The sequence below is a fragment of the Streptomyces recifensis genome, from assembly GCF_002154615.1.
Lineage (GTDB): Bacteria > Actinomycetota > Actinomycetes > Streptomycetales > Streptomycetaceae > Streptomyces > Streptomyces griseoluteus.
Map to the genome: position 1 here is coordinate 1 of NZ_MUNH01000075.1, position 13161 is coordinate 13161.

Genomic DNA, 13161 nt, shown 5'->3' on the forward strand with positions numbered 1-13161 from the left:
GCCTTCCGCGCCCACCGCGCCCTCGAGGTCGGTGGCGTCGTCATCGGCGACGTCCCGTCCTACCGCGCGGACCAGATGCCGTACGGCGGTGTGAAGCAGTCCGGTGTCGGCCGCGAGGGCGTCCGCTCCGCGATGGACGACTACACCTACGAGCGCGTCCTGGTCCTCACGGGCCTCGCACTGTAGCCATTGCGGTACGGCGGAGCGGCCTGAGTCAGGATTCGCGACTCAGGCCGCTCGGCCGTTTCCGCTGACGGAGGCGCACGCGAACTGCCCCGCGGATCGAGCGGATGGGGATCGACCGGACTAGGGTTTAGATGCCGAGGATGCATTTGGCGTCGACTGCCACGTCGACCGACGCAAAGGAACCACATGGCATCTGCACACGATGTGATCGTCGTAGGTGCTGGCCCCGCGGGATTGCTTCTCGCGGGCGACCTGGCCGAATCCGGCATCAGATGCACTGTCCTAGAGCGCAGACAAGGCGAGTCGAAGCTCACTCGCGCGTTCGCCGTTCACGCCCGGACGATGGAGCAACTGGACGCCCGCGGACTTGCGGACGACCTTCTCGCGACCGGTGTCCGGAACCCGGTCCTGCAATTTCTTCGCATTGATCTGTCGAAACTGCCGAGCCGTTATCCCCACGTGGTCGTGACTCCTCAGTACAACACCGAAAGGCTGCTTCGAGCACGCGCCCTGCGCCATGGTGCGGAGATCCTAGAAGGTTGCGAGGTGACCGGGCTGCGACAGGACGCCGACGGCGTCGACGTCATGGTGCGATCAGCGGACGGCAGTCCGCACAGCCTGCGTGCGGACTACGTCGTGGGCGCCGATGGCCGGAACAGCAAGGTGCGCCAGTCCCTCGGCCTTCCGTTCCCCGGCCGATCGGCGATCCGGTCCATGATGCTGGCCGATGTCCGACTGGCCCGGCCACCCCGCAAACCACCGACCGTCGGCGCGGTGGGTGACGCTTTCGCCCTCGTCGTTCCCTTCGGCGACGGCTGGTTCCGCGTCATGGCATGGAACCGTCACCATCAGCGGCCTGACGGCGCCCCGGTCTCCCTGGACGAGGTCCGCGAGGTGGCCTGGCGCGCCCTGGGGAGCGACTTCGGCATGGGGGATCCGCGTTGGCTCTCCCGGTTCCACAGCGACGAACGCCAGTCTCCGCGCTACCGTGTCGGCCGGGTGCTCCTCGTCGGTGACGCCGCACACGTGCATTCACCAGCCGGCGGTATGGGACTGAACACCAGTCTTCAGGACTCCGCCAACCTGGGCTGGAAACTGGCGGCTGTCCAGCAGGGACGCGCGTCGCCCGATCTGCTCGACAGCTACCACAGTGAGCGGCACCCGGTGGGGCGCAGAGTGCTGCGTATGAGCGGTGCACTGTTGCGCGGTGTCCTGACCACGCCGCGCGCCCTGTGCGGCGTACGCGACTTTTCGGCGCGTACGATTCTGCAGTTTCCCCCACTGGCGAAGCGGATGGCCCGGGCGATCTCCGGGATCGACATTTCCTACGCAACTCCGGCCGGCGCCCACCCGCTTGCCGGGAAACGAGCTCCTGACGTTCCGTTGCACGGCGGACGCCGGCTGTACGAGGCACTGCGCGCCCGGCGGTTCGTCCTCGTCACGTCACCGTTCATCGACCTCCCTCCCTCTTTGGCGGAGGACTGGCCCGGGGAGGTGGAGATCGTCTCGAGCGCCGGTCAGACTGCCAAGACCGTGTTGGTCAGACCCGACGCCTACATCGCGTGGGCCACCGAGCAACGTGACCCGGAGCGCGTCGCGGACGAGGTACGCGCCGCACTCGCCCAGTGGTGTGGCCCGCAGCAGACTCCTTCGCGGCCGTGATGGGGACGGCCTCGCATCAGATCGCTCACGTCATGGGCGACGAGGGCTACAGCGACCGGCCGCTCAGCCGATGGGACTGGCGCCCTGCTGGAACACGTTGATCAGGTTGCCGTCGTTGTCCCGAATCGCGGTTGAGACGCTTCCGTCACCCAGGTCCATCTGCTCCCAGACCGTCGTGACGCCCAGATCGCGGAAGGTCTGGGTCACGGACTCCAGATCCTCGACGCGAAAGACCAGAGCCTTGTTACCGATCGGACGGACGTGCGCCGGAGGCTCAGCGGTCAGCTCCGGAATCCGGAAGCCGTCGGCCGGCTGAAGCAGTTCGAGATGGAAGCCGGGACCCTCCAGAAACGCCACGTCGGCACCAATGGCCTCGAAGCGGCTCTTGGCCAGCACCTTGAGGCCGAAGACCCGGCTCCACCAGTCGATGGAGGCATCGAGGTCACTGACCGAAATGGTGACGTTGTGCAGGCTGAAGGCGAAGGGGCGCTGATCGGGAGTAGCCATGGTGATTCTCTGTTCGCTCAGGACGGGCATGTAGTCAGGGCAGGCAGCAAGGGGCCCTGACTCGCGGCACCGCGCATGAAGTGAAAGCGCTCGGCGAACGAATCCGGGCCCATAGCCTGTTGCAGTCACAACAGGGTGGCCACAAATGCAAGATAGACCTTATGGACCGATCGGTCAATAAGGTCATGCCGCCACAGCAGCCGCCCCGGCACGGGACACGCCCCCGAGCGCGTCCCTCCCCTCGGCGCCCTCGTCACCGGCGCAGGTCACCGTGTCAACTGCGCGCGAAGTCCAGCAGATCCTTGTTGAAGATCTCGGCATACTTCGGCACCATCGCCAGACCGTGTGGCGCGCCTGGGTACACCTTGTACTGGGCGTCCTTGACGATCTTCGACGACTTCTCCCCCGCGGCCACGATAGGGACGATCTGGTCGTCGTCCCCGTGCACGATCAGGGTGGGGACATCGACCTTCTTCAGGTCCTCGGTGGTGTCTGTTTCAGAAAACGCCTTGACGCAGTCGTAGGCACCCTTGATGCCGACCGTCATGCTCCAGAGCCAGAACTCGTCACGAGTCCCCTGTGAGACAGTGGAGCCCTCGCGGTTAGCGCCGTAGAACGGCGCGCTCAGGTCCTTGTAGTACTGCGAACGATCGGTCGCCACGCCTTCCCGGATCTCGTCGAAGACCTCGATGGGAAGCCCTTCGGGGTTGGCGTCCGTCTTGAGCATGAGCGGTGGGATCGCAGCCAGCAGCACGAGCTTGGCGACCCGTCCGGTCCCGTGGCGGCCGATGTAGCGGGTGACTTCCCCGCCGCCAGTGGAGTGGCCCACGAGAATGACGTCGTGCAGATCCTCTGCCTCGAGGACCGCGGCCAGGTCGTCGGCGTAGGTATCGAGGTTGTTGCCGTCCCAGGTCTGCCCTGAACGCCCACCGCCACGCCTGTCGTGCGCGATGGCGCGGAAACCGTTGTCTGCCATGAGCTTCATCTGCGGATCCCAGGCATCCGCGATGAGCGGCCACCCGTGGGAGAAGACGACGGGCTGGCCGGATCCCCAGTCCTTGTAGAAAATCTGCGTTCCGTCGTTGGCGGTGGCGAAGGGCATGGTCGGGTTCCTTTCGCGCTGCTGTCCGGCAGTTCACAAGTCGCGAGCCGCGAGACCCGGACGTCTTTGCTTCGATAAACCCTAGCGGCAGGGGCGCGACCCAGCGCGCTGAAGCACCTCCACCACCTCATCAGCACTTCCTCCTTTGGGAGGGGCAGCGCATGCACGGAGGCCCACGACTGCTACTTCTTGACCGATCGGTCCACTTATGCTTCACTCCAGTGAGCCGCTCGCCACAATCGCGTCCCGGCCCCGCCGGTCGTGCCGTCCCGGAAGCCAGTCCGTTGTTCCGGATGCGCATTCCGGCACACCGTCGGGCCGCGGGAACCACGTTCACGCGACGCTGATTTCACCCCGCGAGGGCGTCATCCCCTCAGTTTCCCTCAACCTTTGGCCTCGGCTCGGAAATAAGACACGATTCACTTCGAAGGAGCTGCTTTGCGAGCCGACATCGACATTCGCCGTTCCGCCTCACGTCACGTTGCTCGCACCGACTGGCTGCAATCCCTCAACTCGTTCTCCTTCGGAGTCAGCGCCGACAGGAGCAATTCTCATTTCGGTATGCTGCTCGTGTCGAATGAAGACACGGTGAGGCCGGGAACCGGCTTCGACACCCATCCTCACCGAGACATGGAAATAGTGACCTGGGTCCTCGACGGTGCCCTGGTCCACAAGGATTCGACCGGGCACTCCGGAATAATCTATCCGGGACTCGCGCAACGTATGACTGCAGGCTCCGGGATCCTGCACAGTGAGAAGAACGACTCCTGGACGCTGACCGGGGACCGTGAACACGAGAATCCGGTGCACTTCGTCCAGATGTGGGTTCTGCCCGACACGGCCAACGTGACCCCTGGGTACGAGCAGCTGGACATCGGGGATCAACTCGGCCAGGGCGGATGGGTGACTCTGGCCTCCGGCATGCCCAAGCATTCCGGAGTGCGTGCCATCTCCATCCGTCAGAAGCACGCGGCTCTCCATGTGACCCGACTCCGTCCCGCGGAGACAGCGCACGTCGCGACGGCGCCGTTCGTACACCTCTTCGTGGCTCGGGGCAGCGTATCTCTGGAGAGCGCGGGTGTTCTGCAGCAGGGAGACGCCGCCCGTATCACGGCTTCCGAGGGACAACGCCTCGTGGCGGGAGAACCGGGCGCGGAGGTGCTGATGTGGGAGATGGACGCGACCATCAGCTTCCGGTAGAGCCGGCGGGGCTCCAGCCGCAACAGGCCCCCGGCCTCAGCACCTCGACAGCGATGCGGTCCGCGGCGAACCCGGTTGACGGCCACCTGTCGAGAAGCTGTGGAACCTCGCGCTCAGATTTATCGAATGCTGCCGATCCAACGAAAGATCACTTATGCCCTTCCGAGCAATCAGCAATCGTCTCCAGAAGAAAAGGCCGCGCTACGGCGGAGATATTCTGCATTCCACGCCACCGGGCGCGGGAAGAATCGCGTGCGAGATATTCGACCCCATGGGGCAACCTCTCGGGGGGGCCGATGTAAGCGTGAGCGCCCTGGGCACCCGACAGGTGATGGTGCAGGGGATGGCGGACCCGTACGGCCGCTACACGGCGACACTGCCGGTCGGTGGCTACACCCTCATGGTGGCCGCTGAAGGGCTGTCACCCAGGGCAGAGACCATTGAGGTGACGGCCGGGGCCACGACACCCGGCCTGCGGGTGGAGCTGGAGCCGGCTCGCCACCTCGAGCTGCCGCGTCCGGGAACCTGGCTGTTCGATCCTCCGCACACCGCCATTCGATTCATAGCGAAACACGTTGGAATGGCTCACGTGCACGGCCGCTTCACCCGCTTCGACGGAACCATTGACATAGCGGAGGACATGGCGAACTCCCAGGTCTCCGTCCAGATCGATGCGTCGAGCATCACAACGGGTAACAGCACACGTGACAATCACCTGCGATCCGCAGACTTCCTCGACGTCGAAAACTATCCATACATCGATTTTACGAGCAGTCGTTTCGCTTATCACGGCGGCTCGAAGTGGACTGTGCACGGAGCTCTCAGCATGCATGGGATCAGCCGATCCGTTGCCTTGGAAACGTCTTACCTTGGCACCGTGAACGGCGGATACGAGCAGGAACTCCGCTGCGCGGCGCTGGCGAAGACCGAGCTGCACCGTGAGGATTTCACCCTGAACTGGCGATCCATGCTGGCCAGGGGCATTGCAATCGTGGGCCCGACCATTCAGCTGGAACTGGATGTCCAAGCGATGTTCCACACACAGGGCACTCCCACACCTCCCAGGTGACGAGCCTCTCGCCTTGCCGCCGTTCCCAACCGATCAAAAGTGCGCACACCTCCATTCTCTAGGCAGACAAAGAGGTCAGGGTGTCGCACAGGTCTTCAATCCCACTTCTCGCTTTCGCCGGCGAGAGCGCACTCTCCGCCGCTGAGTCTCCAGGGTGATCATGATGAATGCACGAGAACTTCTCTACGCCTACACCACTAACGTCGGGAATGCCGAGTACGCCGCCTCGCTGTTTGCGGAGACCGGCGCCATCGAGTTGCCGTACCTGGAGTCTCTGGGCCTCCAGTCACGGATCGAGGGTCCCGAAGCGATTCGGGAGTTCATCTCGGGCCTGCTCAAGCATGTGCCGGACTTCGGCTTCGACGAGGTACAGGTCATGATCGAAACCGAGGACCAGATCTTCGGTGAGTGGTCTGTCGAGAGGACCACCGTTGACGGGCGGCCCTTCAGCCAGACATATGCGGGCCGACTGGTGGCCGAGGGCGGGAAGATCAAACTGCTGCGCGAGTCCCTGGACCTGGTACGGGCTGCCCGCGCGATGCTTCCCGGCGGCGTGACGGACATCCCTGCCTGACCCGTACGAGGCCCTCCGTAGAACGAACCATGCCGAAGCCGGGGTTCCAGGAGTCGTGAGGGGGCGTGACCGGATGACCGGCCACGCCCCCTCACCTACTCCCGGCGCCGCCCCGGAATGAGCGTAATGAAACCTGTTACAATTCGGCTTGGTCGGCTGGCTGACGTTCCGACCGGAGGCGAAGGAGGTGTCGGCAGTGAGCGCGAACAGCAGGCTGACGATCGCGGTCCATGTCCTGACCTGGATGGCCCTTGATCGGCAGCAGAACGAGGTCGCCACCTCCGAACGCATCGCGGGAAGCGTCAACACCAACCCCGTCCTGATCCGGCGCTGTCTCGGTGAGCTGCGAGAGGCGGGGCTTGTTCAGGCACGGAGGGGCGGTGGTGCCGGGTGGACCCTGCTGCGGGAACCGGAAGCCATCACCTTGCTCGATGTCTATCTGGCGGTGGACGACGGGGAGCAGTTCGGCTTGCACCACACCGCTCCGAACAGTGAGTGTCCCATCGGTTTCGGCATTCAGCCCGTTCTGTCGAACGTGTACAGGACGCTGGACGAGAACATCCGGCAGGAGCTGAGCCGCACAACGATTGCGGATGTCCTCAAGGACACGCTCGCCAAGCGCGACGCTTGAAGCGCCTCCCACCCGAGCACCGCGAAGTCCTCGTCCAGGTCCACCTCCTCGACAGGACCGTGCGGGAGACGGCTGCGGTTGTCGGCATTCCGGCCGGTCAGGAACCGGCCGTCGGTCACGGGGTCTGCTGATTCCCCTCCGCGCAAGGCGGCACTCGCTGAGGGGAATCGGCTAAGGAGCCGCCCTGGCCGAACAAGGCTCCCGGCCGGCAGGGCTGCTGGCGCTCGCGCCGCGGAAATCCACGGCGCGCTGTCGAGGTGTGCGCTACTTGCCCGTGGCCGGGGCCTGCGACGCATAGAGCGCTTCGTGGAGAGCTGCCGTGGCCTCGGCCACCGCGCTCTTGTTCGCCTGCGTGTTCCGCAGCGGGTCCAGCATCATGAAGTCGTGCGTCACGGCGCCGTAGTGGGAGGCGGTGACCGGCACGCCGGCCTTGCGCAGCTTGGCGGTATACGCATCAGCCGCATCCTTCAGTGCGTCGGAGTCGGTGATCACCAGGGCGGGGGGCAGGCCCTTCAACTGTTCGACGGTGGCGCGCAACGGCGAGGCGAGGGGGTTGGCACGGTCAGCGACGTTGGGCGCGTAGGCGTTCCAGAACCACTTCATCGCAGGGCGAGTCAGCCAGCAGTTCTCCGCGAAGCGGCGATAGGACGCGGTGTCGAAGTTCGCGTCGGTCACCGGGTACATCAGAACCTGCTGCCTGAAGCGGGGACCGCCGCGTTGTTTGGACATCAGCGTGACGGCCGCGGTCATGTCACCACCGACGGAATCACCGGCCACGGCCAGCCGATCGGTGTTGATGCCGATCTCCGCGCCGTGGTCGCTGACCCACTTGGCGACGGTGTACGCCTGTTCGATGGGGACGGGGAACTGGGCTTCGGGCGAAGGCGTGTAGTCGACGAAGACGACCTCGGCACGAGCCCCGTCGGCGAGTTCGCGCACCAGGCGCTCATGGGTTTTGAAGTTGCCCAGAACCCAGCCACCGCCATGGATGTAGACGATCCCGGGAAGCGGGCCCTCGACCCCCTCGGGACGCACGATGTGAACGTTGACGGGTCCCGTCGGGCCCTTCGGTATGGTGCGCTGGGAGACCTTGGCTGGTTGCAGCGGGACCGGGCCCGCCTGGATCTTGTTCAGCACGTCACGCGCCGCCGGGTACGAGAGGTCGTACAGGGGCGGGCCGCCGGCGGCTGCCAACTCATTCAGAAATGTCTGGTCGATCGACTCGAGCTTCTGCGGCGGGTTGCCGCACGGAACATATTTCGCACTCGCGGCGGCCACTCTGCCCTGTACCGACTCCGTGAGCCCACCCTCGTGAGCGGTGCCGCAACCGCTCGCGGCGATGACGCTCGCGGTAAAGGCCGCGGCCAAAGCGACACGACGCAGCCCACTTGTCTTGGTGTGGCGAGTCGAACTCATGATGCCGGTCTCCCTACGGTGCGGGGTTGATGCTGTTCACAGCGTGAGACTGCTCGCCCGCCGCCACCCCTGGTGCTAGGCCGAAAGAGAGCCCGAGTGCCTGATCCACGGTGCCCCGCCCCGACCGTGATGGCACAGTCGCGGTGGGGTGCTGCCGGAAGAACGCCATGCAGGCCGCGTGCCGGGGCGCGGTTTCTCCCGGCCCTCGTCCTTCCGCTGCCGCCCGGCACGCGTCCGCCGGCGTGGAGAACCCGCGGATCGCCCATGGTGTCCTGCTGCGGCAGGCCGCCGACGTGGCCTCTGCGGAACTCGTCGCGCACCGGGACCTGGGAGTGGTTCGCCGCCCTGGCCGTCGACCACAGCCACTTCCGCACCCCGCCTGCGGTGGAGGACATCAAGGAAGGCAGCGTCCAGACCGTCCTGCCCGGACGCTCCCTCATCGTCCTGCTGATCGAGCTGTGAAACTCCCACTCCACTGCCACGCCGCTGCACGGGGACTGGGCACTGCCCGTGACCTCCTACAACCGCATCGCAGCCTCACCGGTGGACCGCGACGACCCCGACCAGCCTGCCGCCGGCGGGCGAGCGGGGGCGCGTGGCGGGAGACAGAGCCGCAGGACGCGCAGCGGCTGGCCGCGCCGAGCGAGGAGGAACGCGCGCTGCGGGAGCAGCCGAACCCAGTGGCTGGTCGGCGGGGCGAGCCTCATGCGTTCTCAGCAAGCCATGCGCATGTCGACGGAGCCGAGACCCCGCCATGATCGCCGTGCTTCATGCGCACCCGGAAACCAGGGCAGACCGAGTGATCGATGATCCAGGAATACGATCGTAACCATTCTTATTACACTGCATAGCGTCCGGCGAGGCCGGAGCCATCCGGTGGGGCCCGCCCGGCATCATCGAAGCCACGAGCAAGGAAGACACGATGACACTTGGACGAGTAGGCATCTGGAGCATCGAGCTTCGCATGGGAGATCCGGGAGAAGTCCGGGAGGCTGCAGCCGAACTCGACGAGCTGGGCTATGGCGCGCTGTGGATCCCCGGCTTGGGGGGCGGGGACATCCTCGGCGATTCCGAAAGGCTCCTCAAGGCCACCCGCTCCACCGCGGTGGCGGTGGGGGTGCTGAGTATCTGGCGACACCACGCCGCCGAGATGGCCGCCGGCCACAACAGACTCCAACGCGACTATGACCACCGTCTGCTTCTCGGCCTTGGTGTGAGCGACCCGGCCGCGGCGCACGCAGCTGGTCGCCCCTACCGGCCGCTCGCGGACATGGGGACCTACCTCGATCTGCTCGACCAAGCGCCCGATCCGGTACCGGCGGACCAGCGGGTGATGGCCGCACTGGGGCCGAACATGGTTCAGTTGGCCGGAAAGCGCACGGCGGGTGTGCATCCGTTCATGATCACTCCCGAGCAGACCGCGGCACTCCGTGGCCTGCTCGGCACCGGCCCGCTCCTGGCCCCGTACCAGGCTGTCGTGCTCGAAACCGACCCCGACAAGGCGCGCACCACAGCACGCGGCTTCCTCGGCACGTTCCTCGGCATGGACCACTACGCCCGCAGCATGATCCGCCAGGGGTTCACGGAGGACGACCTGATCGGCGGCGGCAGTGACCGTCTCATCGACAGCGTCGTCGCCTGGGGTGACACCGACGCAATCGACAAGCGCATCGGCGCGCACCATCAGGCGGGCGCCGACCACGTCTGCCTGCATGTAGTCGGCGCTCGCTCCCCCATGCCCCGCACCGAATGGCAGGAACTGGCCCCGCTCATCCGCTAACACCACGTCTGAGATATGCCGCGACTCGATGCTGACGCGTTCTTCTCGCCCGTCGGGAGTAGCTCTGGGCGTGGACACCTGCCGGGCCTGGACGAGCAGTGGTCAGGCGAGTTCGTGTTGCGTCGCCGCGGGCGGATCTGAAGGCAGGAGCCGGAGGAGAGCATTCTCAGGCCACAGAGCGTGGCCGCATCACAAACGCGATTTTGGCTCCGCCCACCGACACGGTCCGATCCGGGATCGGCAATGAGGACCCGCGAGTTACGGCACAGCTCTTAAGGCGAGCCGGCGGGAGACCGTCGGCCAGGCGGGGCCGAACACCGGCTTGGTGCGCACTACTCCCGCGGCGAGGTACTCCATTTGCACCGCTATCGGTGGCGGATGGAGACTGTCTGGTGCAGAGGGGTGAGGTTACGGAGCGCCATCGGAAGTGCTCTTTGTCGACTCTTCGGTGCAGCTCCACGGCCTCCCGGCGGGGCCGGGCCGGCTGGTTGCCTCTCCGTGGGGCGGGGCCGGGCGTGGCGGTCGGCCGAGCCGTTCAGATGCGCTGCCACACATCGAGGCAGGAGCGGAACCTCATGGCTGAACGACCGCGGAGTGCACGATGATCAACAACGCCGCCTACAGCGTAGAGCCCTGGCACGTCCGGGAGACGGGGCTGGATATGGGCCTGCTTGCGCAAAGCGAATCCATTTTCGCTCTCTCCAATGGGCATCTGGGATGGCGCGGGAACCTCGACGAGGGTGATCCTCATGGATTGCCCGGCTGTTACCTAAATGGGGTGTACGAAACATACCCTTTGCCATATGCCGAGGCAGGATATGGATTTCCGGAGTCAGGACAAACAGCCATCAACGTCACCAACGGCAAGCTCCTCCGTCTGCTCGTTGACGATGAGCCGCTGGATCTGCTCAGCGGTCGGCTCCGCACCCACGAGCGCGTCCTCGATCTGCGCGCGGGGCTGCTGGACCGCGTCTGCGAGTGGACCTCGCCCGCCGGCAAGACTGTTCGCATACGGTCGACGCGTCTGGTCTCTTTCACGCAGCGGTCGATCGCCGCGATCGCATACGAGGTGGAGGCGCTGGACAGCGAGGTCAGCCTCGTCGTCCAGTCCGAGCTCGTCGCCAACGAGCAATTGCCTGCGATGACGGGTGACCCGCGCGTCGCCTCCATTCTGGAGTCCCCGCTGCGTGCCGAGGACCACTCCGCTCAAGGCACGCGCGTGCGCCTGATACACCGCACACGCGCAACCGGACTACGCGTGGCTGTCGCCGCCGACCATGACACCCATGGCCCTCCGGGCATACGCACCACCGTGGAGAGCTCGGCCGACATGGGACGCTTCTCCATCATGGCCGTGTTGAGTCCCGGTGAGACGCTGCGCGTGGAGAAATTTGTCTCCTATGGTTGGTCGGCAGCCCGTTCCCTGCCCGCGATGCGGGACCAGGTGGACGCCGCGCTTGCCGGCAGCCGGAACATCGGCTGGCAAGGCCTTGTCGACCAACAGCGTGGCTTTTTGGACGACTTTTGGACGCATGCGGACGTGGAGATCGAGGGCGACCCCCGGATCCAGCAAGCCGTTCGCTTCGCGCTTTTTCATGTGCTGCAGGCGGCCGCCCGGGCAGAACAACGCGCTATACCCGCGAAAGGCCTCACTGGATCGGGATACGATGGCCACGCCTTCTGGGACAGTGAAGTATTTGTTCTTCCTCTCCTCACACTCGTTCATCCCAGATGTGTGGCGAATGCACTTCGTTGGCGCCAGGACACTCTTCCAGCCGCACGGGCGAGGGCTCGCGAGTTCGGACTCCGAGGCGCTACCTTTCCATGGCGGACTATCGCAGGGGAAGAGTGCTCAGGATATTGGCCGGCCGGAACCGCCGCTTTTCACATCAACGCCGACATCGCACATGCGGTGACGGACTACGTGTCCGCCACGGATGACTCGGAGTTCGAACGCGACACGGGTGTAGAACTGTTGGTCGAAACGGCGCGTCTGTGGATTTCACTTGGACATTACGACTCGCGCGGACGTTTTCATCTCGACGGGGTGACCGGTCCGGACGAGTACAGCGCTATTGCCAACGACAACGTCTATACCAATCTGCTGGCACAGAAGAATTTGCTGTCCGCGGTGCGCGCGGTCGGGCGCCATAAGCAACAGTGCGTGTCACTGGGGGTCGAGGAAGACGAAATTTCGGCCTGGCAGGAGGCCGCTCGGGCTATGGCCGTGCCGTACAACGCCGAACTGGGTGTTCACGAGCAGTCGTGCGGGTTCACTCGACAAGAGCGGTGGAATTTTTCAGCGACGACGCCGGACCAGTATCCCCTCATGTTGTACTTCCCGTACTTCGAACTGTACAAAAAACAGGTCGTCAAACAGGCGGATCTCGTTTTGGCGATGTATCTGAGAGGTGACTTTTTCGATAAGGGGCAGAAAGCGCGATCATTCGCCTACTACGAGCCGCTGACTGTACGGGATTCCTCGCTTTCGGCATGCGTGCAGGCCGTCCTGGCGGCTGAGGTGGGTCACCTGCGCCTCGCTTACGACTATCTCCGCGAGGCGGCATTCATGGATTTGTATGATGTGGAGAAGAATACACGCGACGGTCTGCACATCGCCTCACTCGCCGGCTCATGGATAAGTCTGGTCGCTGGGTTCGGGGGCCTACGGCAGCACGAGGAATCTCTACACCTCGCCCCTCGGCTGCCCGAGCATCTGACCCGCCTCTCGTTCTCGTTGCGCGTACGGCGAAGATGCCTGCGGGTGTCCATCTCTCACTCTGATGTCAAATATTCGCTGATCTACGGTGATCCGCTCGAGATCTGGCATTACGAGGAGCCGCTGACGGTGTCGTGCGACCACCCTCAGACGAAACTTCTTGAGCCGCTTCCTACCCTGACGGAACCTGCGCAGCCGGCAGGACGGAGGCCTGGACAACTTCGCTGAGGAGGGATAGGTGGTGAGACAATTCGCGCGACGCCCCGCGCACCGACCGCTGGCGGAACTAAATGGTCCACTCGCATCTTTAGTGAC

The 13161-nt window shown here is 64.9% G+C and carries 12 protein-coding genes; 9 read left to right on the forward strand and 3 right to left on the reverse strand.

Features of this window, described 5'->3' with window-relative positions; translation table 11 throughout:
* Both CCN33_RS04925 and CCN33_RS04930 read left to right on the forward strand, forming a co-directional pair.
* On the forward strand, positions 1-186 hold a 186-nt coding region (locus CCN33_RS04925), incomplete at its 5' end, for an aldehyde dehydrogenase family protein (RefSeq protein ID WP_140394467.1).
* 186 nt (positions 187-372) lie between these two features.
* Positions 373-1848 carry an FAD-dependent monooxygenase gene (locus tag CCN33_RS04930; protein ID WP_086691488.1) on the forward strand — a complete coding sequence of 492 codons (1476 nt, stop codon included), beginning with the start codon at positions 373-375 and terminating at the stop codon, positions 1846-1848.
* Positions 1849-1911: 63 nt separating this feature from the next.
* On the opposite strand, the gene CCN33_RS04935 is transcribed toward CCN33_RS04930, so the two are convergent.
* Both CCN33_RS04935 and CCN33_RS04940 read right to left on the reverse strand, forming a co-directional pair.
* Entirely contained in the window at positions 1912-2385 is a 474-nt protein-coding gene (locus tag CCN33_RS04935; protein ID WP_086691491.1) for a VOC family protein, read from the reverse strand.
* Positions 2386-2629: 244 nt separating this feature from the next.
* Positions 2630-3457, reverse strand: a complete 828-nt coding sequence (locus tag CCN33_RS04940; protein ID WP_086691493.1) for an alpha/beta fold hydrolase — start codon at positions 3455-3457, stop codon at positions 2630-2632.
* A gap of 438 nt (positions 3458-3895) precedes the next feature.
* Here CCN33_RS04940 and CCN33_RS04945 point away from each other — a divergent pair, with 438 nt between their 5' ends.
* The 4 genes from CCN33_RS04945 (at position 3896) to CCN33_RS04960 (ending at position 6931) form a co-directional block, all read left to right on the forward strand.
* Positions 3896-4657: a pirin family protein gene (locus CCN33_RS04945; RefSeq protein ID WP_086691496.1), complete on the forward strand. Its 762-nt coding sequence runs from the start codon at positions 3896-3898 to the stop codon at positions 4655-4657.
* A 271-nt stretch (positions 4658-4928) separates the two neighbouring features.
* Positions 4929-5726: a YceI family protein gene (locus CCN33_RS04950; protein WP_244173670.1), complete on the forward strand. Its 798-nt coding sequence runs from the start codon at positions 4929-4931 to the stop codon at positions 5724-5726.
* A 160-nt stretch (positions 5727-5886) separates the two neighbouring features.
* Positions 5887-6300, forward strand: a complete 414-nt coding sequence (locus CCN33_RS04955) for a nuclear transport factor 2 family protein (protein ID WP_086691532.1) — start codon at positions 5887-5889, stop codon at positions 6298-6300.
* A gap of 196 nt (positions 6301-6496) precedes the next feature.
* Entirely contained in the window at positions 6497-6931 is a 435-nt protein-coding gene (locus tag CCN33_RS04960) for an Rrf2 family transcriptional regulator (RefSeq protein WP_086691499.1), read from the forward strand.
* 264 nt (positions 6932-7195) lie between these two features.
* Here CCN33_RS04960 and CCN33_RS04965 read toward each other — a convergent pair whose 3' ends face one another.
* Positions 7196-8347 (reverse strand): alpha/beta hydrolase, encoded by a 1152-nt coding sequence (locus CCN33_RS04965; RefSeq protein WP_086691501.1) that lies wholly within the window; start codon positions 8345-8347, stop codon positions 7196-7198.
* Between the two features lie 264 nt (positions 8348-8611).
* Here CCN33_RS04965 and CCN33_RS04970 point away from each other — a divergent pair, with 264 nt between their 5' ends.
* From CCN33_RS04970 to CCN33_RS04980, 3 genes are all read left to right on the forward strand, one after another.
* The gene (locus tag CCN33_RS04970; protein ID WP_086691503.1) at positions 8612-8809 is read left to right on the forward strand and encodes a hypothetical protein; all 198 of its coding nucleotides are present in this window, start codon (positions 8612-8614) and stop codon (positions 8807-8809) included.
* A gap of 460 nt (positions 8810-9269) precedes the next feature.
* Positions 9270-10127, forward strand: coding sequence for a TIGR03620 family F420-dependent LLM class oxidoreductase (locus CCN33_RS04975; protein ID WP_086691505.1), 858 nt, complete (start codon positions 9270-9272; stop codon positions 10125-10127).
* Positions 10128-10728: 601 nt separating this feature from the next.
* A complete protein-coding gene (locus CCN33_RS04980) occupies positions 10729-13074 on the forward strand; it encodes a glycoside hydrolase family 65 protein (protein WP_086691508.1) in 2346 nt (781 codons plus the stop codon).
* Positions 13075-13161: the final 87 nt, after the last annotated feature.

Coding starts and splice junctions, on each gene's coding strand:
- CCN33_RS04930 (WP_086691488.1), top strand. CDS start 373: ATGGCATCTGCACACGATGTGATCGTCGTAGGTGCTGGCCCCGCGGGA.
- CCN33_RS04935 (WP_086691491.1), bottom strand. CDS start 2,385: ATGCCCGTCCTGAGCGAACAGAGAATCACCATGGCTACTCCCGATCAG.
- CCN33_RS04940 (WP_086691493.1), bottom strand. CDS start 3,457: ATGCCCTTCGCCACCGCCAACGACGGAACGCAGATTTTCTACAAGGAC.
- CCN33_RS04950 (WP_244173670.1), top strand. CDS start 4,929: ATGGGGCAACCTCTCGGGGGGGCCGATGTAAGCGTGAGCGCCCTGGGC.
- CCN33_RS04955 (WP_086691532.1), top strand. CDS start 5,887: ATGATGAATGCACGAGAACTTCTCTACGCCTACACCACTAACGTCGGG.
- CCN33_RS04965 (WP_086691501.1), bottom strand. CDS start 8,347: ATGAGTTCGACTCGCCACACCAAGACAAGTGGGCTGCGTCGTGTCGCT.
- CCN33_RS04970 (WP_086691503.1), top strand. CDS start 8,612: ATGGTGTCCTGCTGCGGCAGGCCGCCGACGTGGCCTCTGCGGAACTCG.
- CCN33_RS04975 (WP_086691505.1), top strand. CDS start 9,270: ATGACACTTGGACGAGTAGGCATCTGGAGCATCGAGCTTCGCATGGGA.
- CCN33_RS04980 (WP_086691508.1), top strand. CDS start 10,729: ATGATCAACAACGCCGCCTACAGCGTAGAGCCCTGGCACGTCCGGGAG.